Annotated in this window: 17 protein-coding genes; 7 read left to right on the top strand and 10 right to left on the bottom strand. The window is 33.4% G+C overall.

The genetic code is table 11. The features are described 5' to 3' along the window. Positions 1-6: 6 nt before the first annotated feature. Both AC2TDS_RS07195 and pdxH read right to left on the bottom strand, forming a co-directional pair. Positions 7-495, bottom strand: a complete 489-nt coding sequence (locus AC2TDS_RS07195) for a SixA phosphatase family protein (RefSeq protein WP_484738423.1) — start codon at positions 493-495, stop codon at positions 7-9. Positions 496-524: 29 nt separating this feature from the next. After that, the gene (pdxH, locus tag AC2TDS_RS07190) at positions 525-1,172 is read right to left on the bottom strand and encodes a pyridoxamine 5'-phosphate oxidase (protein ID WP_484738422.1); all 648 of its coding nucleotides are present in this window, start codon (positions 1,170-1,172) and stop codon (positions 525-527) included. A 218-nt stretch (positions 1,173-1,390) separates the two neighbouring features. On the opposite strand from pdxH, the gene AC2TDS_RS07185 reads away from it, so the two are divergent. From AC2TDS_RS07185 to AC2TDS_RS07175, 3 genes are all read left to right on the top strand, one after another. Continuing rightward, positions 1,391-3,550: a TonB-dependent receptor gene (locus tag AC2TDS_RS07185; RefSeq protein ID WP_484738421.1), complete on the top strand. Its 2,160-nt coding sequence runs from the start codon at positions 1,391-1,393 to the stop codon at positions 3,548-3,550. 113 nt (positions 3,551-3,663) lie between these two features. Further along, positions 3,664-4,083 (top strand): DUF2141 domain-containing protein, encoded by a 420-nt coding sequence (locus AC2TDS_RS07180; RefSeq protein ID WP_484738420.1) that lies wholly within the window; start codon positions 3,664-3,666, stop codon positions 4,081-4,083. Between the two features lie 14 nt (positions 4,084-4,097). Continuing rightward, positions 4,098-4,724, top strand: coding sequence for a hypothetical protein (locus tag AC2TDS_RS07175; RefSeq protein WP_484738419.1), 627 nt, complete (start codon positions 4,098-4,100; stop codon positions 4,722-4,724). A 76-nt stretch (positions 4,725-4,800) separates the two neighbouring features. Here the strand turns inward: AC2TDS_RS07175 and AC2TDS_RS07170 are convergent, their stop codons facing one another. The 7 genes from AC2TDS_RS07170 to AC2TDS_RS07140 form a co-directional block, all read right to left on the bottom strand. Further along, a complete protein-coding gene (locus tag AC2TDS_RS07170) occupies positions 4,801-5,718 on the bottom strand; it encodes a PhzF family protein (protein WP_484738418.1) in 918 nt (305 codons plus the stop codon). Positions 5,719-6,069: 351 nt separating this feature from the next. Next, positions 6,070-6,507, bottom strand: coding sequence for a hypothetical protein (locus tag AC2TDS_RS07165; RefSeq protein WP_484738417.1), 438 nt, complete (start codon positions 6,505-6,507; stop codon positions 6,070-6,072). 149 nt (positions 6,508-6,656) lie between these two features. After that, positions 6,657-7,403 carry an NYN domain-containing protein gene (locus AC2TDS_RS07160; RefSeq protein WP_484738416.1) on the bottom strand — a complete coding sequence of 249 codons (747 nt, stop codon included), beginning with the start codon at positions 7,401-7,403 and terminating at the stop codon, positions 6,657-6,659. A 512-nt stretch (positions 7,404-7,915) separates the two neighbouring features. Further along, positions 7,916-8,983, bottom strand: a complete 1,068-nt coding sequence (locus tag AC2TDS_RS07155; protein WP_484738415.1) for a phosphotransferase enzyme family protein — start codon at positions 8,981-8,983, stop codon at positions 7,916-7,918. A 3-nt stretch (positions 8,984-8,986) separates the two neighbouring features. Further along, the gene (locus AC2TDS_RS07150; protein WP_484738414.1) at positions 8,987-9,892 is read right to left on the bottom strand and encodes a nucleotidyltransferase family protein; all 906 of its coding nucleotides are present in this window, start codon (positions 9,890-9,892) and stop codon (positions 8,987-8,989) included. Between the two features lie 10 nt (positions 9,893-9,902). Next, on the bottom strand, positions 9,903-11,294 hold the full coding sequence (locus tag AC2TDS_RS07145) for a Gfo/Idh/MocA family protein (RefSeq protein WP_484738413.1): 1,392 nt from the start codon (positions 11,292-11,294) through the stop codon (positions 9,903-9,905). A gap of 12 nt (positions 11,295-11,306) precedes the next feature. Then, positions 11,307-12,950 carry a M1 family metallopeptidase gene (locus AC2TDS_RS07140; RefSeq protein WP_484738412.1) on the bottom strand — a complete coding sequence of 548 codons (1,644 nt, stop codon included), beginning with the start codon at positions 12,948-12,950 and terminating at the stop codon, positions 11,307-11,309. An 88-nt stretch (positions 12,951-13,038) separates the two neighbouring features. On the opposite strand from AC2TDS_RS07140, the gene AC2TDS_RS07135 reads away from it, so the two are divergent. From AC2TDS_RS07135 to AC2TDS_RS07120, 4 genes are all read left to right on the top strand, one after another. Next, the gene (locus AC2TDS_RS07135; RefSeq protein ID WP_484738411.1) at positions 13,039-13,839 is read left to right on the top strand and encodes an SDR family oxidoreductase; all 801 of its coding nucleotides are present in this window, start codon (positions 13,039-13,041) and stop codon (positions 13,837-13,839) included. 82 nt (positions 13,840-13,921) lie between these two features. Beyond that, a complete protein-coding gene (fsa, locus tag AC2TDS_RS07130; RefSeq protein ID WP_484738410.1) occupies positions 13,922-14,575 on the top strand; it encodes a fructose-6-phosphate aldolase in 654 nt (217 codons plus the stop codon). Between the two features lie 135 nt (positions 14,576-14,710). Further along, a complete protein-coding gene (gene menD / locus AC2TDS_RS07125) occupies positions 14,711-16,384 on the top strand; it encodes a 2-succinyl-5-enolpyruvyl-6-hydroxy-3-cyclohexene-1-carboxylic-acid synthase (RefSeq protein WP_484738409.1) in 1,674 nt (557 codons plus the stop codon). After that, positions 16,384-16,797, top strand: a complete 414-nt coding sequence (locus tag AC2TDS_RS07120) for a S1 RNA-binding domain-containing protein (protein ID WP_484738408.1) — start codon at positions 16,384-16,386, stop codon at positions 16,795-16,797. Before menD ends, AC2TDS_RS07120 begins: the two co-directional genes overlap by 1 nt. 97 nt (positions 16,798-16,894) lie before the next feature. Here AC2TDS_RS07120 and AC2TDS_RS07115 read toward each other — a convergent pair whose 3' ends face one another. Next, entirely contained in the window at positions 16,895-19,492 is a 2,598-nt protein-coding gene (locus AC2TDS_RS07115) for a zinc-dependent metalloprotease (protein ID WP_484738407.1), read from the bottom strand. Positions 19,493-19,608 lie beyond the last annotated feature (116 nt).

Below are 19,608 nucleotides of genomic sequence, written 5' to 3'. Positions count from 1 at the left end.
TTAGTTTTATCTATGATTTTTAGGAAATTCAACTAGTATTGTATTTCCTTTTTTAATATTCTTCCAGTGTTTTTCGTTAAATTCAATCCCTACTACGCCGCAGGTTGGTACATGCGCTATGGGCTTACTACCAAATTTATTTACAAAGGTGTTTATACCATGGTCATGACTAAAAATAATAGCGCTACTAAAACTGTCATCTAAGGCTTTTACAGTTTTTACCAAGTAACCATCACTAAAACTGTATAATTGACGTTTAATTTGAAGGTTTGATAAAGGGTAACCAAAGTTTTCACAAAAAATCACAGCAGTATGCAAAGCTCTATTAGCACTGCTAGAAACAAAAACATCTGGTTTTCGAATTTCTTTGGCTAAAAGTTTAGATAGCATTTGTGCATCATTAATACCACGCTCTTTTAGTGGTCTATCAATGTCTTTAACACTATCATATTTCCATGATGATTTTGCGTGACGTACGATGTATATTGTTTTCATCTATTTATAAAAGATACGTAAATATATAATTAAGGAGCCAAACGTTCAAGTTTCCAAGAAAAATCTTTTTGCAGGCAATATCGAATCCGATCGTGCATTCTATTAGGACGCCCCTGCCAGAACTCAATAGAAACAGGCTTTACTAAAAAACCACCCCAATGTAAGGGTCTAGGGATGTCTTGGTCTTTAAATTTAGCTTCAAACGAAGCTAAATTGTTTTCCAATTCTTCACGAGATGCGACGACTTCACTTTGGTTCGAGGCCCAAGCACCAAGTTTGCTTCCTTCAGGTCTTGATTCAAAATAACCATCAGATAAGTTAGGCGCTAACTTTTCAGCAGTTCCTTTTATAATTATTTGTTGTTCAAGACCTGACCAAAAAAATGATAAGCATATACGATTGTTTTCTACCATAGCTTTTCCTTTTTCAGAATTGTAATTGGTATAAAATATAAAACCTTCCCAGGTGTATTTCTTGAGTAAAACAACTCTACTCTTAGGAAAGCCATCTTTCCCTATAGAAGAGATTGTCATGGCATTGGCTTCATCTACCATTGCAGATTCATTGGCGTTTATAAACCAATTCCTAAATAGCTCAATTGGATTTTCAGGACAGTTTGTTTCTAACAGCTCTTGCTTTTCATAAGATTTTCTGTAATTACTTAAATCTTGCACCATTGTTAGTGTTATATAGTTGCAGTAAAGGTACAATTTTTAGCAAGATTTATAAACTAAATAGCAAGAAATGTAAAGCTCCTATCGCCTGTTTAGAATTATGTTAGTCCTATTACAATTCGTCAACAAAAAGTTACAATTGGGTATTTCTTTTTATATAATCAGTACTAACAGTTGCAATTTTGAACTGTGATAATTAATTAACGACAATAATTTATAAAATGAAACAAATTTCACTAGTTTTAGGAGTGCTATTAATGTGTTTTTCAGTAAAATCTCAAACAACAATTTCAGGAAAAGTAACCGACAAAAAGGGAGAGCCAATCATGGGAGCTAATATCTATTTAGAAGGAACGTACGATGGAACGTCATCTGATGAAAAAGGCTATTTTAGTTTTACAACTGATGAAAAAGATACGGTAACATTGGTGGTTTCTTTTATTTCTTTTGAAACCTATTTGAAAACTGCTGCTGTTTCAGCGTTACAAAATATGAATATCAAATTGAAAGACGATGTAAACACATTAGATGCTGTTACTATTAATGCAGGAACGTTCGAAGCAGGTGATAATGCAAAGGTAACCGCCTTAAAACCTCTTGATGTGGTTACTACAGCAAGTGCCTTGGGTGATTTTGTTGGAGCAATTCAAACCTTGCCAGGAACATCAACTGTTGATGAAGATGGGCGTTTATTTGTAAGAGGTGGTGACGCCGATGAAACTCAAATTTTTGTTGATGGTATAAAGGTATTTACACCGTACGCACCATCTGCTAGAAATATTCCTACACGTGGTAGATTTTCTCCTTTTTTGTTTAAAGGATTTTCATTTTCTACAGGAGGATATTCAGCAGAATACGGACAAGCATTGTCAGGTGTTTTAACCATGAATACTATTGATGAGCCAACTCAAGAGAAAACGGATATATCGCTTATGACTGTGGGGGCAGGGCTAGGGAATACCCAAATATGGGGTGAAAATTCATTGAGTGTAAATGCGTCTTATATAAATTTAGCGCCGTATCAAAAAATGTTTCCAGATAGAAATGAATGGAACAAACCCGTACAGGCAGCAAGTGGCGAAATGGTTTATAGACATAGAACTAACAATGATGGTTTGCTAAAATTATACGGTGCTTTTAGTCATACTGAGTTCGATATGATTCAAGACGATATTAATTATGAAAACGGATTTCACTTCGGACTTAGAAATAGAAATTTGTATGTTAATAGTTCTTATAAACAGCGTTTTGGAGATAATTGGAAGTTTTCAGGAGGTATGAGTTATACGAATGATTATTCAACGATTGGAATTATAGAGGATGAGATAAAAGATAATGAGAATTCAATACATATAAAGGCAAAACTTCAGAAAAAAGTATCGAATAGATTCAAAGTGAATTTTGGAGCAGAATATTTACTAACTGCTTTTGATGAACATTATAACAGGAATATTGTTGGAAAGTTTAATTACCAATTTAACAATGATATTACTAGTGCTTTTGTGGAGACGGATATATTTTTCTCTAAAAAATTAGCTTCTAAAGTTGGTGTTCGTTTTGAACATGCTGGTTTGCTAAATCAATCTACGGTATCACCAAGGTTATCGTTAGCTTATAAAACAGGTAAAAAAGCCCAGTTATCGCTAGCATACGGTCGTTTTTATCAGAACCCTAAAAATGAGTATTTAAAATTTTCTCAGCGGTTAAAAGCGGAGGAGGCGACTCATTTGATAGCAAATTATCAATACGTAAATAAAAAACAAATATTTAGAATAGAAGGGTACTATAAAGCTTACGATAAATTGGTGAAATATGACACACAGCTCATGTTGCCAACTTCTAACTTTACCAATGAGGGAGAAGGATATGCTAAAGGAGTGGATGTGTTTTGGAGAGATGGTAAAAGTATTAAAAACACGGAATATTGGTTGTCGTATTCTTATCTAGATACGGAGCGTAATTATAAAAATTATCCGGTTAAAGCTACCCCAGGGTTTGCTTCTTCTCACAACATGTCGGCAGTTGCTAAGCATTTTGTGAAAGATTGGAAAAGTCAGTTAGGGTTGAGTTATACTTTTGCCTCTGGAAGAACTTATACCAACCCAAATAAAGATGGCTTCCTAAATCAAAAAACAATTAATTATAATTCTGTTAGTTTTAATTGGGCGTATTTAATTAGTCAGCAGAAGATCCTATATTTTTCTGTAAATAATATATTAGGAACTCAAAATATACTAGGGTATAATTATAAGGACATTCCTAATAGTAAGGGGGTTTTTGATAGGCAAACCATCATTCCGTCGGCAGATAGATTCTTTTTTGTAGGCTTTTTCTGGACAATTAGTGATAACAAAAAAGATAATCAACTGAATAATTTATAACATTGGTGAACCTTTTAAAGCAATTCAGCAATGAAATATGACAGTTGAGTTATAAGAGTTTTAAAATAACAAGGAATAATAGGATATTTGAATAGAAATTAAAAACTAGAATCATGCAAAAAATAATTCTAATTAGTGCAATGTTTATATGTGGGTTAATAGCTTCATTTGCACAAGAAAAATATACGTTGACCGTTGAGTTTTCAGGAATGACTTCTGATAAGGGAGATTTGTTTGTCGCCTTGTACTCTAAAGAAACGGATTTTTTAAAGAAAGCATATAAAGGGAAAATTGTCGCCGTTAAAGATCAGAAAGCAAAAGCGGTATTTGAAGAAATTCCTGCTGGCATTTACGCTGTTTCTTCTTTTCACGATGAAAACGACAATAAAAAAATGGATACTAAAATTTTTGGAATACCAAAAGAACCAGTGGGGATATCAAATGACGCGAAAGGTTTTATGGGGCCACCAAAATATAATAAAGCCAAGTTTGATTTACAAGAAGACAAAACGATTCACATAAAAGTTAACTAAAATAAAAGAATTAAATGAGGACAATTACCGTATTAATTGTAATGATGCTTACTGCGAATATCGTAGGGCAAAGCCAATATGAAAAAGGAATGGAGAAAGCCTTTGAATTATGGGATGCTAAAAAGCAAACTGAAGCTTCACAGTTGTTTGAGCGTATTTCTAAAGTAGAAAAAGAAAATTGGCTGCCGCCTTTTTATGTAGCCACTATAGAGTCGTTGGAGGCTTTCAGAATAAAAGATGAAACAACCTTAGAAGCTAAGTTAAAGAGAGCTCAAGAGTTTTTAGACGAAGCAAAGTCATTATCAGAAAACAATGCTGAAATATTGATTGCTCAAGCCTTACTTAATACCGCTTATATTTCGTTTGACGGTCAGAAGTATGGGATGTCTTTATCGATGAAAAATGCAAGCTTATACGCTGAGGCAGAAAAACTAGCCCCAAAAAACCCAAGAGTAATTTTAGGAAAAGCAGAATGGGATATGGGAAGTGCTCAGTTTTTTGGGCAGCCCATAGCTCCTTATTGTAAAGATGTGGAAAAAGCTTTAGAACTTTTTAAAAGCTATAAACCTGAAAAGTTTCATCCAAATTGGGGTAAAGATAGAGCCGAAAAGATCATGAAAAAATGTAAAAAAACACAATAAAAAGAACAGTACATTCTTTACTGTTTACTAAAAGCTTCATTACTGTCAAGTCATGAAGTTTTTGTGTGTTTTATCATTAGATATTCCATTTACCTTGACTGATTTCTACAACACCTCCTCCAATTTTAAGTACATAGTTACCATCCTTTACTTCGCCTTCCAAATGTATATATGACTTCCTACCTATTTGAAACCCTTGTTCGTTAGTCGCTTTTATGTTTGGAGATTGGTTTTTTAAGAGATAGGCTAAAAAACAGCCGTTAGCACTTCCTGTTGCAGCGTCTTCGACTAAATTTTCGTTCTCTATGCAAAACATTCTCGTATTAAAATCATGCTGTTCTTCAAAGGTTTCCTGCGTTATAAAAAAAAGAGAAGAGCTAAGACCATTGTTGCTATTCGTTTTGTATTTCTTATGACGGATTAAAAAATCTATCATTTTCTGAGTATCCAGTTGCAGTGAATTCATGGCGTTTAAATTTGCAAGTGGAATAATAATGTATGGCAAACCAGTAGTCACTTCTTCAATAGGGTTATTTTTATCTAACCAAGCTAGTTTTATCCCTAATTCAATCGCAACATCCTCATGTTTAAAAGTGGTTAAGAATGCTGGTTTTGATTGTTGCATTACAAGTTTTCTATTCGTAAGGTTTTTATTTGCGTTTATATCAATGGTAACTTCTGAGTGTTTTAGGTTGAGGGTTATTTTTTTTGGAGGTTTTGAAAGAAGGTATTTAGAGATAATAAACGCTGTACCGATAGAAGGATGACCAGCAAACGGAACTTCATATTCGGGCGTGAAAATTCTAACATCGAATTTTTCGTTGTGATCATTGTTTTTAATAAAGGTTATTTCAGGGAATTTCAGCTCCTGTGCTATCGTTAGCATCTCCTTTTCCGAGACCTGATTTTCGTAGTCAACAAAAACGGCTAAAGGATTTCCGCCATATTTCGATGAGGTAAAAACATCAACTATGTAATAATTTATGAGTATCATTTTTTATTTATCATGAATTTTAATGATATCAATAGGTATCTGATAATGAGTCTTGTAAGGGAGGTCAGCAACAAAAGAGAAATGTTTTTTTAACTTTTTGAGCTATCTAGTACATTTACCATTTGAATTTACCGTAATAAAACGTCCTTTTTTCCCTTTCTATTTCAATATAAAAAGAAATCATAGCTACTGCTATTATTGGTTTTTCTACTTTATATAAAGAAAAAAACACTCATTTTCCTCTACAGTAAATTCAAATAATAACTGGTATAATATATTTATAAACAAGTGTCTTTTTTAACTGTTTTTTAGTTGATTATCAGTTACTATCGACCTTTGTCTGGGTAGTTGTTAAACTTCTATTTTGTATTTCACAATTTCGTTGACATATAAACAGGAGTTTTGCTCATTGAATTTATAGGTGTTGTTTTTAAAAACACCATCTTCTGTTTTGTCTAGAATAATTGATTTTGGTTCGTTTGGTAAAAATAATTCGATTTTGGTTTTGCCCTCGTTAAAAACAATGAAAGCACTTATAATTGCCTTATTTTTTTCTAGATCAGTAGGATTTAATCTCGTTCCTATTTCGAAAACTCGAATACAATTTTGTTGTAGTATGCTCCATGTTTGGCCTGCCGATGACTTACAGCCGTGTTTGTCAGCATCATTGCCAATAACTTTTTTTATTTCTGTGTTCTGTTGTTCAGTTGAATTAGTCGACTTGTTTTTCGCATAGTTACACGCAACAAGCACGTGTAATCCTAAAATTAGAAAGCTTAGTTTTTTCATTACTAAAGGTTATTTAATAGGTGTGTTAAATGATGTTTAGGTTAATTGTTATGAAATTATGTGTAGCACCACGAAGGTTTCATTTATTGATAAACGTATTGGTTATAATTATACATGTATTAAGGAGAATCAAAGGCTCCTAGCATTTCTTAGCTTTTGTTATGTGTATGTTGTTTTATTCGTACGAAGATTAATTTGTGTTTACTTTTGATGTTTTCTCGTTGCTCAACTTCAAATCTACCAATTGATTTAATTAGAGGTGTTAATTTATCAAAGCCATAATTTCTAGAGTCAAAATTGGGTTGCTTTTTCTGTAATAAACTCCCTACATCTCCAAGAAAGGCCCAACCATCTTCATCGGATAAGTCATTAATTGTGGTAGAAATTAGTTTTATGTCCTTCTTAGTAATTTTATCTACGATTTGTCCGTTTGATTCTTTATTTTCAACTTTTTCTTCTGTTTGTTTCTTTAAAATCTCAATATAAATAAACCTGTCACAAGCTACTATGAACGGATTTGGTGTCTTTTTTTCACCAATTCCTATTACTTGCATACCTGCCTCTCTTAATCTTGTAGCTAAGCGCGTAAAATCACTATCACTTGATACAAGGCAAAAACCATTAACCTTACCACTATAGAGAATATCCATGGCGTCAATGATCATCGCTGAATCTGTCGCATTTTTACCCGTAGTATATCCATATTGTTGAATAGGGGTTATGGCATTTTCAAGAAGTAGATTTTTCCATTTAGTTAAACCAGGTCTAGTCCAATCACCATAGATTCGTTTTATAGTAGGAATGCCATATTTCGCTATTTCTTCCATCATCTCTTTCACGTGAGCTGATGGTATATTGTCACCGTCTATTAAGACTGCCATTTTTAAATTATTCATTTATATTTTTTTACTTTTCAGATTCCAATTTGTATTGTATGTAAGTATTGATATTTCTTTTTTTGTGAAATTACTTTTGGGTTATTCCAAATTTAACAATATTTATGTTGATTCTTTTCAGCATTTTGCTTTTTATTTTATTTTTTGATGTAAATAACACCATTTCTGTTGTTAATTTGCCGATTATTCGTATGTATGGTGCATATCCGATCTATAGGGGATACTATTTTAACGTTGAAATATCTCTGTTAATTTGATGGGCATAAAGCCGATGGTTATTTGAAACCTTTTAATGAGTGAAAGGAAATTAAAAGGTAACTTCAAACTCCAATCCGTATAAAAAAGCATAACTGAAAGGAAATGAGTTGTAGCGGCATTGTATTTAATGGTTAATGTATCGTACTTGATAAAATTTGGAAATCGAAGTGCTTTAGGAAAGCCTTTGTATATGTTTTTGCGGAGTGACACCATTTGCCATTTTCTTTTACAATAAAATCAAACAATAACTAGTATTAGTATAACGACATGACAAAAGCATTCATTCTATTAAAATGAAGAATGATATCTTTTAAAAGAGCAATTTGCACTTTTGTTCTGACTAAATTATGAGTAGGGTAGTCTGTTTTATAATAGGTATCTCCATTCAAATAGTCTCCTAAAAAACGAATAGCTTGTTCATAAGTAATAATTTTGGCACCTAAAACCAAGGTTTTTATTTCTTCCGGAGTTATAAAAGGTTTCGAATTTTCGGCATATCCTTTTGCAAAGGCTTTAAACAAGGGGAAATTTAAGGACACCTTTGAAATATCTTTTTCACTTTCGGAAGCTGTGTTCATTCCTGTTCTTACAGCATCCCCGAAATCATATCCTAGATAGCCTGGCATGGTAGTGTCGAGATCAATAATGCAAATAGTTTTGTTTTGAGTATCAAATAGTATATTACTTACCTTGGCATCTTGATGGATGATTCGTAAAGGAATTTTCTGTTGATTACCCAGTTCAATGATCTCATGCATTTCAGAAGATAGGTCTAACAGATAATTAATTTCTTCCACAGCAAATGGCAGTCTGTTCCTTTTGTTGTTTTTAACAGCATCTTTAAATTCTAGTATTCGAACAGAGGTGTTATGAAAATTTGGTAGTATTTCAAATAGCGGTGGCTCGGGGAAGTCAATCAAAAGCTGATGATACTTGCTAAATGCTTTTCCTAAAGCTTCCGCTTGCTTTTCATTACGTAAAATTTCAATAGTCTTTGAACCAGTTATAAAATTAAACATACGCCAGTAGCAACCATCTTTGTCCTTATAGTACCCTGTATTAGTTTTTGTGACTATAACTTGTAATATTTCGGTGTGTTTTTCTTTGGGAGTTTTATGCTGGATATGCTCGGCAATTCTATGGGTATTCTGTGTTAACTGATCAATGTTTTTAAAAATTTGATGGTTAATTTTTTGCAGAATATAACTAGCTTTTGATGTTGTAATTTTATAGGTAGTGTTGATATAACCCGAATTGATTATTTCAGATTTAACAACACTACCTTGTATTTGAAAAGAATTAATAATTGGCAATAAATCCATTGTTTATTTGTTCCAAAGTTGGTCAGGATATTCTCCTTTAGACGTTAATTCCTTGATGCTGTTTTCTACGACTAACTTATCTTCTTTATAGGTCATGCCGAACCATTTTGAACTAGTGGGCACTACTTTTACGGTGCTTTTGTTGTTAGAAATAAGGTTGTTGACTACCGTTGGCAGGTAGAATTCAGCTTTCAGGTCAGTGATGTTTTCATCTAGAAAATAGATGAAATCACTTTCGAAAGAGGAAAAAACAGCAGGTGTTAAACCAAACATGTTCATTGAAGTAATTTCGCTTGGTTGCAGTGATGTTTCACTAGTATCTTCAATATAAACAATAGCGTTATCTTTTTTCAAAATTTGAGTACGTTCAGTGATAGAAGCAAGGTTATCGTTAGAATCTACTTTACAAATCCCTCTTGAAACACTTCCGTTTTCGGAAAGCGTATTCATCAGGTGATACCCTACCATGCATTGTTTTGAAATAGCTGTTTTATCAAGTGAACTTAAATAGTTGGCCATGATTTTAAATGAGTCACTGCCATAAAAATCATCCGCATTAATTACAGCAAAGTTTTCGTTAACTACATTTCTTGCTGTCCAAATAGCATGACCCGTTCCCCAGGGCTTTGTTCTTTCTGTGGCAATATAACCTTTGGGTAGGTCTTGAGTATCTTGAAACACAAAATCGACCTTAATTTGATTTTTATATTTATGGGTAATTTGTTCTCTAAACTCATTTTCAAACTCCTTTCGGATCACAAAAACAACATTGTTAAATCCAGCTCTCTTTGCATCAAAAACTGAATAATCAATAATAGTTTCGTCATACGAATTTACAGGGCTTAATTGTTTTAAGCCTCCAAAACGGCTACCCATCCCGGCAGCCAAAACTAATAGTGTTAAATTCATTTTATAATAATTAAAAATCTCTCATTATTTCTAAAGGACTTTCCTTTTTCCATTGTCCATTGGTGAAATCTGGTATCGGAATAGACAGGCTTTTACTTGCAACGGAAATTTCAGATAATGGTGTTATAGCACTCCACATAACACTATCATAAGCGTTAATGTCTAATGGTAAACCGAGATTCAAACATCTAATAAGTCGGTAAATCATTACGAAATCCATACCACCGTGTCCTTGTTTAAAACTTTGACTAATAGTCTTTAATTTCTTAATAATAGGGTGTGTATATTTGTTAGAGTAGCTTTTGTAGTCGTCGTTCGACAACCATCTATGGCCCCAATAAGCTAATTCTTCATTATCAATATATAATCTACCTGGGTAACCATCATGGGTGGCTTTGGTACCAACAACTTTGTTAATTCTTGAGTATGGTCGGCCAGTATGTACGTCAAATTGCAATAGAATAGTTTTTCCTTTAACTGTTTTTATCATGGTAGAATTCATGTCTCCACATTTAAAACTAGTATATGGAGAATTCATTCTTTTGGCAGTTTCACTCAAGTTTAATTCTCTTGAACTCATAGATGTTAAATGATCATAAGTGTCACCACGTCCGATATTTAAATAGAAACTGATAGGGCCTAATCCATGGGTTGTATAAAAATTACCATCTCTTGTTATATGATGTTTTAAACGCCATTGATCTTGATAGTAATCTGAACTTAGCATATGGGCTCTTAAATCATGTAAGTATGCTCCTTCTGTGTGTGTTATATCACCAAAAACACCATTTTCGATCATATTTAAAACGAATAATTCCTCCTCATTGTAACAGCAATTTTCAATCATGATACAATGTTTTTGATTTCTTTCCGCTGTTTCGATTAACTCCCAGCACTCACTCAACGTATAGGCAATAGGCACTTCACAGGCCACATGTTTACCATGATTCATTCCAAATACACACATAGGAGAGTGAAGCTCCCAAGGTGTAGCAATTAGTATCAGGTCAATATCATCTTGCTGTACTAGTTTTTTCCATTGGTTTTCATTTCCAAAATAGGTTTTTGGTTTCTTTTTTTGCCATTTACGTAATCTTTTCGCTGCTTTTGATACCTTTTTTTCTTGTAAATCGGCAAGTGCTGAAATTTCACAATAGCCTTGTGCTGCCAACCATTCAAACATTTGAAGTAAAGTAGTACCTCTATTTCCAAGACCAATGATTCCAACTTTTACTGTTGGTATAGGTGCATCTTTAAATCCAAATAAATTCCCTTTGGTAGCTTTAGAAGTGGAATGTATAGCTCCTAATAAAGCATCATTATCATGAGCATATGAAGAAAATGGTAACGATATAAAAGCAGATGCTCCAAGAAGCGATTGTATAAAGTTTTTTCTATTCATAAGATGATTGTTTTATTGCTTGCTTATCATAATATAGAAGTTGTTATTAACGACAAGTTTATTAGTGTTCGTTGTTAGTGTTTTCCAGTTTTGAGTAGGTTTTAATAACATACTTTCGTTGTTAATACTAACGTTCAAGGGCATGTCAAATCCGTCTATAACATTGCTCCAACGATAAACTAGAACTCCATCATTTAACGTGTACTCAAAAACAGGGATTTTTATAGTTCTTAAATATTGGTCAAATACCTTAGATAAATCGATACCTGAATGTTTAGATATATAATTTTCAATTTCTTGAGTAGTCACGGTTTTATGATAAAAATCAGTATTCAAGCCTCTTAAAATTTGACGCCATTTCTCATCATTATCAATAAGATAGCGAATGGTGTGTAACATATTTGCTCCTTTATAATACATGTCTCCAGAGCCCTCATGATTCACGTTATATTGACCAATAATTGGAATATCATTTTGTATCAATCTTCGGGTTCCTATGACATATTCAGAGGAAGCTTCTCTTCCGTAATAATAGTCTAAAAATAAATTTTCAGAATAGGCTGTGAAGCTTTCATGGATCCACATGTCAGCAATATCTTTGTTTGTAATATTATTGGCAAACCATTCATGACCAGCCTCATGTATGATGATAAAATCAAATTTTAAGCCCCAGCCAGTACCTGATAAATCACGACCTAAATATCCTTTTTGGTATTGATTTCCATAGGTAACCGAACTTTGATGCTCCATCCCTAAATACGGAACTTCTACCAATTTGAAACTATCTTCGTAAAAGGGGTATTTTCCGAACCAATATTCAAAGGCTTTCATCATTTTGGGAGCATCTTTAAACTGTTTTTTTGCTTTCTCTAAATGATCACGTAAAACGTAATAATCTAAATCTAACTCACCAGCTTCACCTTTATATTTCTCTGAAAAATTAACATAATCGCCAATATTCACATTAACCCCATAATTGTTAATTGGGTTTTTCACAAACCAATGGTATGTTGTAGTATGATCATTGTGGCGTTCAACCTTGCGCAACCTTCCATTGGAAACGTTTACCAGATCTTTAGGAACGCGAACACTGATCGCCATGCTGTCAACCTCATCATACATATGATCCTTATTAGGCCACCAAATACTAGCGCCTAAACCCTGACATGACGTTGCTATAAAATGATTACCGTTAGTATCTTTTTTCCAAGAAAAACCGCCATCCCAAGGGGCTCTAATAGCTTCTTTAGGATGTCCTTCGTAATAAACAAGAATAGAGTTTGTATCTCCTATTTCTTGTTTTTCTTTTAACTGAATGAAATGGGCATTGCCTTCTGAGGTAACTGCTAACTTTTTTCCGTTTTGTGTAACTTTTGTGATTTTTAATGGAGGTTGCAAATCAACTTGTAGAACGGACGCTGGTTTTAAAATTCGATATCGAATTTCGTTTTTTCCTTTGATAAACTTTTTATCAGGATTTACAGTAATATTTAAATGATAAAAAGTTAAGTCCCACCAAGCTCTTTCCAGGGTAATAGAACCTCTCAGGGAATCTTGACGCGTAAAGGTTTTCGAATGTTGAAAAAGGGATGTTTGAGCAAAAGTTAAAATACTTGTAAGCAATAAAAAGACACTGAAGATTGATTTTTTACCCATAGTTTTCCTGAATTGGAATGCTAATATAAGTTTTTAAAGTGTTTTTTTATTGACTTTAACTTTAGATATTTGTATAAAATTATAAGTAATGTCTAAAGTTATATTTATTACTGGAGCTTCTTCTGGAATAGGAAAATCAGTGGCACTCTATTTACATAGCATGAACTACAGAGTTTACGGAACAAGTAGAAACCCTAACAAGGTAGCAGTTCCTTTTGCGATGGTAGCCCTAGATGTAACCAAAAAAGAAACGATTAAAACAGCGATAGATGATGTAGTGAAAAAAGAAGGTAAAATTGATGTTTTGATAAACAATGCAGGAAAAGGAATAACAGGGCCCATAGAAGATACACCAACAGAGGAAATGAAATCAAACTTTGACACCAATTTTTTCGGAGTAATTGATGTTATAAAAGAAGTGTTGCCAAATATGAGGAAACAAGAAAATGGTCTTATTATCAATGTAACTTCTATAGCAGGGTATATGGGGTTACCTTATAGAGGCATTTATTCGGCTAGTAAAGGAGCATTGGAATTAGTTACCGAAGCATTAAGTATGGAGGTTCAAAACTTTGGAATAAAGGTGGTTAATGTTGCACCGGGTGATTTTGCTACAAATATAGCAGCAGGCAGATACCACACACCGGTTTTTGAAGATTCAGCATATAAAGAAAGTTATGCCGAAAATTTAGCCTTGATGGATGCCCATGTTACTTCGGGAGCAGATCCTATTATGATGGCACAAACAATTCATAGCATTGTAGAGGCTAAAAAAACAAAAATCCACTATAAAGTTGGTGGCTTTATGGAGAAGCTTTCAATTGTTTTAAAGAGAATTCTGCCCGATAAAGTTTATGAAAAACTCTTGATGAATCATTATAAATTGTAAATTCGCAACGGATTAAGTAAGAGTATGTTTTTACTAAAAATAGTGTAACAAACTACTGAACACAAATTTTAAATATAGATAGATGAAATTTTTTATTGACACAGCTAATCTTGATCAAATTAGAGAAGCACAAGCTTTAGGTATTTTAGATGGGGTAACAACTAACCCGTCTTTAATGGCAAAAGAAGGAATTACAGGAGAAGAAAATATTATTAATCATTACAAAGCTATTTGTGATATTGTTGAAGGAGATGTTTCTGCTGAAGTGATTTCAACTGATTTAGAGGGCATGATACGAGAAGGAGAGGCATTAGCCGCTTTAAACCCTCAAATTGTTGTAAAATTACCAATGATCGCTGATGGAATTAAAGCATGTAAGTATTTTTCTGATAAAGGAATCAAAACGAATGTGACATTAGTGTTTTCAGCGGGGCAAGCGTTATTAGCAGCAAAGGCTGGAGCTACTTATATGTCTCCTTTTATTGGACGTTTGGATGATATTTCTACAGATGGATTGAACTTAATAGCTGAAATCCGTCAAATTTATGATAATTATATGTTCGAAACACAGATTTTGGCAGCTTCTGTGCGTCATACGATGCATGTGATTGACTGTGCTAAGATTGGTGCCGATGTAATGACAGGTCCTTTAAGTGCTATTTCAGGATTGTTAAAGCACCCGCTAACGGATATAGGTTTGGAAAAATTCTTAGCAGATTATAAAAAAGGAAACTAAGTATATAAAATAATATAATGTTGAGTCAGAAAGTCGAGAGAGGTACATAACTTTTTAAGGCTTCTGACTTTTTTTGTGCCAAAAAAATTACTAAAGACAAAAAAAATAAAGTTACTACCTTTACAAACTGAAGAAATGTACCCAAAAAAACAGTTAGCACAATTAGTAATTTCAACTTGTAATCAATTTAATATTGATACGGTAGTTATATCTCCAGGATCAAGGAATGCTCCATTAACAATTGGCTTTTCGAATCATACTGGTATAAAAGCATACAGTATTGTTGATGAACGTTGTGCAGGTTTTTTTGCTATGGGAATGGCACAACAGCAACAAAAACCGGTGGCGGTGGTATGTACGTCAGGGTCTGCTTTGTTAAATTATCACCCAGCGATTGCCGAGGCTTTTTATAGTAAGATTCCTTTGGTTGTTATTTCTGCTGACAGACCCAAACATTTGATCGATATTGGTGATGGACAAACCATAAGACAAGAAAATGTGTTTGTTAATCATATTTTGTTTTCAGCGAATTTAGTTGACGAAGAGAAGGAAGTTGAAACGAATACCGCACTTTTATGTAAAGCTTTGCATACAGCCATTGCAAAAAAAGGCCCCGTCCATATTAATGTGCCTTTTGATGAGCCTCTATACGATACCGTTAAAGAATTAGATGAAAGTATAATGGATAGGGTAAAATATGGAGCGCAGAAAATAGCAAAAACGTACGGAGATACAGTGATTAGTGATGAGAGTTTCGTTGAAATGTGGAAGAAAGCCGAGCGTAAAATTATACTGATTGGAGCAAATGATCCTGCGAGCAAACTACAAGACTTATTAAGTAGATTTGCCGATGATGATTCTGTTTTGGTTATGACAGAGACGATATCAAATGTCTGCCATCCAGATTTCATTAATAGTATTGATCAGCTGATCACATCACTAACAGAAGATGCATTCAAAAAATTACAACCTGAGATATTGATCACCTTGGGTGGTATGATTGTATCAAAAAGAATTAAGCAGTTTTTTAGAAAATACCAACCCATGCATCATTGGCATGTGGATGAGTTAACAAAACTAGATACTTATTTTTGCCTCAGTGAGTTTATACAAAAAAAGCCTGAAGAGTTTCTTTTGACGTTGTTAAATGGAGAGAAACATATAGAGAGCAATTATAGAAGAAGTTGGTTGAAAATTAAAAAAGACGTAAAAGCAAGCCATTCAAAATATATAAAAGAAGTTCCCTATTCAGATTTGAAGGTGATTGGTATCTTACTAAGATCTGTTCCTAATGATTGTCAATTGCAATTGAGTAATAGTGCCGTAATTAGATACACACAATTGTTTGACATGAACCCAACATTACGTGTTTTTTGTAATAGAGGAACCAGTGGTATTGACGGAAGCACAACAACAGCAATTGGAGCGGCGGTAGCGACCAAAGAGCAAACGGTTTTTATTACAGGAGATATTAGTTTTTATTACGATAGTAATGCTTTGTGGAATAATTATATCCCCAATAATTTTAGAATTATTATTGTAAATAATTCTGGTGGAGGGATTTTTAAAATTATTCCTGGTCCGAAAAAAACAAATGCATTAGAATTCTTTGAAACACCTCATAATTTAACGGCGGAGCATATTGCAAAAACCTATGGTTTTGGATATACGGCAGTAACGAATAGTAAAGAACTACATGGTTGCCTTACTAGTTTTTACCTAAAATCGGAAAAACCAAAAATTTTAGAGATATTTACACCTTCGGATGTAAATGATCATATATTAAAACAATATTTTAACAGTTTATAATGGATTTAAAAGTAGGAGATAAAGTTAATTTAATAATAGGAGTACAGACTCCTTTAGGGTATACAGTTTTAATTGATGAAACCTATGAAGGCTTGTTGTATAAAAATGAGGTTTTTACAGAGCTGGAAGAAGGTGTTCATGTTGATGGTTATATCAAAAAAATCCGTGAAGACGAAAGAATTGATGTGTCATTGCGACCTCAAGGTTTTAAAAATGTGATTGATTTAGATATGGAAAAAATCCTTGAAAAACTGAATGAAAAAGGAGAATTATTGTTAACAGACAAAAGCTCACCTGAGTCCATTAAGTTTCATTTGCAAATGAGTAAAAAAGCATTCAAAAGAGCTATTGGCAGTTTGTATAAACAGAAGATAATAGAACTAAAAGACGATAGAATTGAGTTAAAAAAATAAAATCCGTATTGATTTAATTTTTAGAATTTGACAAACCCTCTAATACTAGTATTAGAGGGTTTGTTGTTATTTGGTTTTCATTTTTTTCTACAAAATACTATTTGACTTCTTTTAATGAATTAGTTATTAAAAGCTTCAATTGATTTTTGTGTGCTTTTGTAGCCGTATTTCCTGTGCCTTTACTAACCCATGACTTTATGCGGTTTAAGTTGTATAAAGCCATTGCTTTTGAAGCGTTGGTGTATCCTTTACTACCTTTTCCTACAACCATTTTCAATAACATTTTCGTGTATTCTGTTTGTAAATTCTGGCGGAAAGAGTTTATGTTCGAATATAAGTCAGCTTTGAAAATAGCATTGTTAAGATCGGTCATAAAAGCAGATAAGGTATATTTATTTCCATACAAATGAGAATCGGTAATTCTTTGTAAGGTGTTTCTATGTAAAATATGATCTAAAACTCTTTTTTGGTATCTTAAAACTTGGGCGTGAATCTTAGGGTCTTCAGGTCCGCTAAAGAAATTATAGCCACGTCTTTGTCTGGCCAAGTAATTGTATAAGTCTGATGGAGCTTTAAACGCATTTGGTGCAAAAATATATGTTTTTAAGGCGTTCATAGCTCTTTTTTGATCAATTAAACTAACTGGTGTGTAAGGCTGAGTGCCTTCTTTTTGTCCAGAAACAGCTCTATCGACGTACACGCCACCAATAAAACGAGAAATAACGTCACCAGCTGTTGCAGCTTGATTACTTAAAACATAATAAGCATTTCTCAATTCTTCATAAGTTTCTCCATCTTTGGAGAAGCGAGTTTTTATATCTTTCATGATATTATTGGCTAGCTTTATTCTATCTATAGAGTAAGCTATTTGATCATTTGATAAATCACCAATCATTACTCTGGGATCAATCGCTTTGCCTGGTCTACGCATATCATCCGCATCATTGCCAAATATCAATTCAGGTTTTGTGGATAATGCTAGAAGAGCTTTTCTTTCAGCGTTATTTTTGAAAGGTGTATAACCAAATTGAATAGCCCAGATATCGTAAGGGCCAACCGCAGTATCATAATATTGACCTTGCTTTGATCTATCTAAAGTTAAGTTAATCGCAGCATAATCCATAACAGATCCTGTTAGGCATTTTCCTTCAATGAAATTAGCATCTGCTAATTGCGATGGAGAGAATAATTGACTGGCCTTCATATTATGATTTAAGCCTAAAGTGTGCCCTACTTCATGCATAATAAGAGCTTTCATAGCTTCTTTTTTCATTCCTTCCATTTCTAAATCAGAAGCACCAGAGGCAGTAAGAACAGCTCTACCAAACATGGTATTTTCATGCATTAAGTGTCCAGCAGAACAGAACATGTGGTTTTCTTTGTTTGAGAAAATAGTATGCGCTTCTTCTTCCGTTGAAGCTTTTGAGATTTCACCAAAAATTCTATCATATTTAACTCGATTAGTGAAATGAACGTATTCTAGCATAATGTCAGCTCCTAGTATTTCTCCAGTTCTTGGATTTACAAAACTAGGGCCGTAACCACCGAATGGTGGATTCGGAGAAGAGGTCCATCTCAAAACATTATAGCGAACGTCACCAGCGTCCCAATCGGCATCATTTGGTTGAATCTTAGCAACCATGGCATTTTTGAATCCTGCTTTTTCAAAGGCTTTGTTCCAAGCTAAAACACCTTCTTTTATAGTTTCTATAAATTCAACGGGCGTCGAATTTTCGATCCACCAAGTAATTGGTTTAACTGGTTCTGATAGCGCTAATTCAGGGTTTTTCTTAACGAGTCTCCATCGATTTATAAAGTCTCTGTAGTTTACCGCCTTTGTAGATGTCATATCATTTGTGGTTGTTAAGAAATACCCAACCCTAGGGTCATCCATTCTTACTTGATAATCGTCTTTTGGCATTTTCATAAAAGTATGGAATACTTTAATCGATATAAACCGTCCATCAGTTATAGCGTCTGAACCACCATTTAAGATAGAAGGGTTGTTGTAAACGTATTCTGTTTTAATATTGGTGTTTTCAGGATAATTCTTTATGGCATTGATTTTTGATTTCTTTTTATCGAATTTACCTAGTTTAAATGCAAAAGGAGAACTTTTGGGGAAGTTTGGAGGTTTAATTCGGGTAAGAACTTCAGAAAGGAAAAGGTCATCGGCCTCAATTAGGTACTCACCAGTTTTTTCATCAGAAGCCAGTATTTTGGTACTTGATACAACAGCATCGCTGATATTTGCTTTTGAAGATTTGGAAATAGCGTTGTTTTTCTCAAAGTAGAAGGAGGTATTCGGAGTAATGAATTCAATTTTGTTAAAGTATTTTTTAATGTTGAAAATACTTGATCCTCTATATGACCCTCTATAAGCCCTTACCTCGGCGACACCATCAGCTATTTGCGAAAAGTAGATGAAATCTTTATTTAGTTGTTCTTTTTTTATGAGTAATTTTATGTTACCAGTAACCGTATCTTGATAGATTGGGAATAAACCATTTATTTTTTTACTGCTCTCTGTAAGCTCAGCTATTGTTTTTTTCTTCTTTTCCTTTTTTGAAGGGGTTTCCGTTTTGTCTTTGCCTTTTTTCTTTCTTCTTTGAGCATTCGTATCATGAATACCTAAAAGAGTAACTGTTAAAAACATAGATAATAGCAGCCTTAGCCTGAATTGTTTTTTATACATATTAGTTGAAGTTGTATTTTCAAAACACAAATTTACTATTTGAAACGTCTAAATTTGTTAATGTTTTAATAAAAAAAATAGAGCCAATGTTTAGGGTCAAGTTTTTGATTAGTAGT

This window comes from Tenacibaculum profundicola, assembly GCF_057220795.1.
Note: the sequence above shows the minus strand (reverse complement) of the source record. Positions and strands in the feature narration are given on the sequence as shown.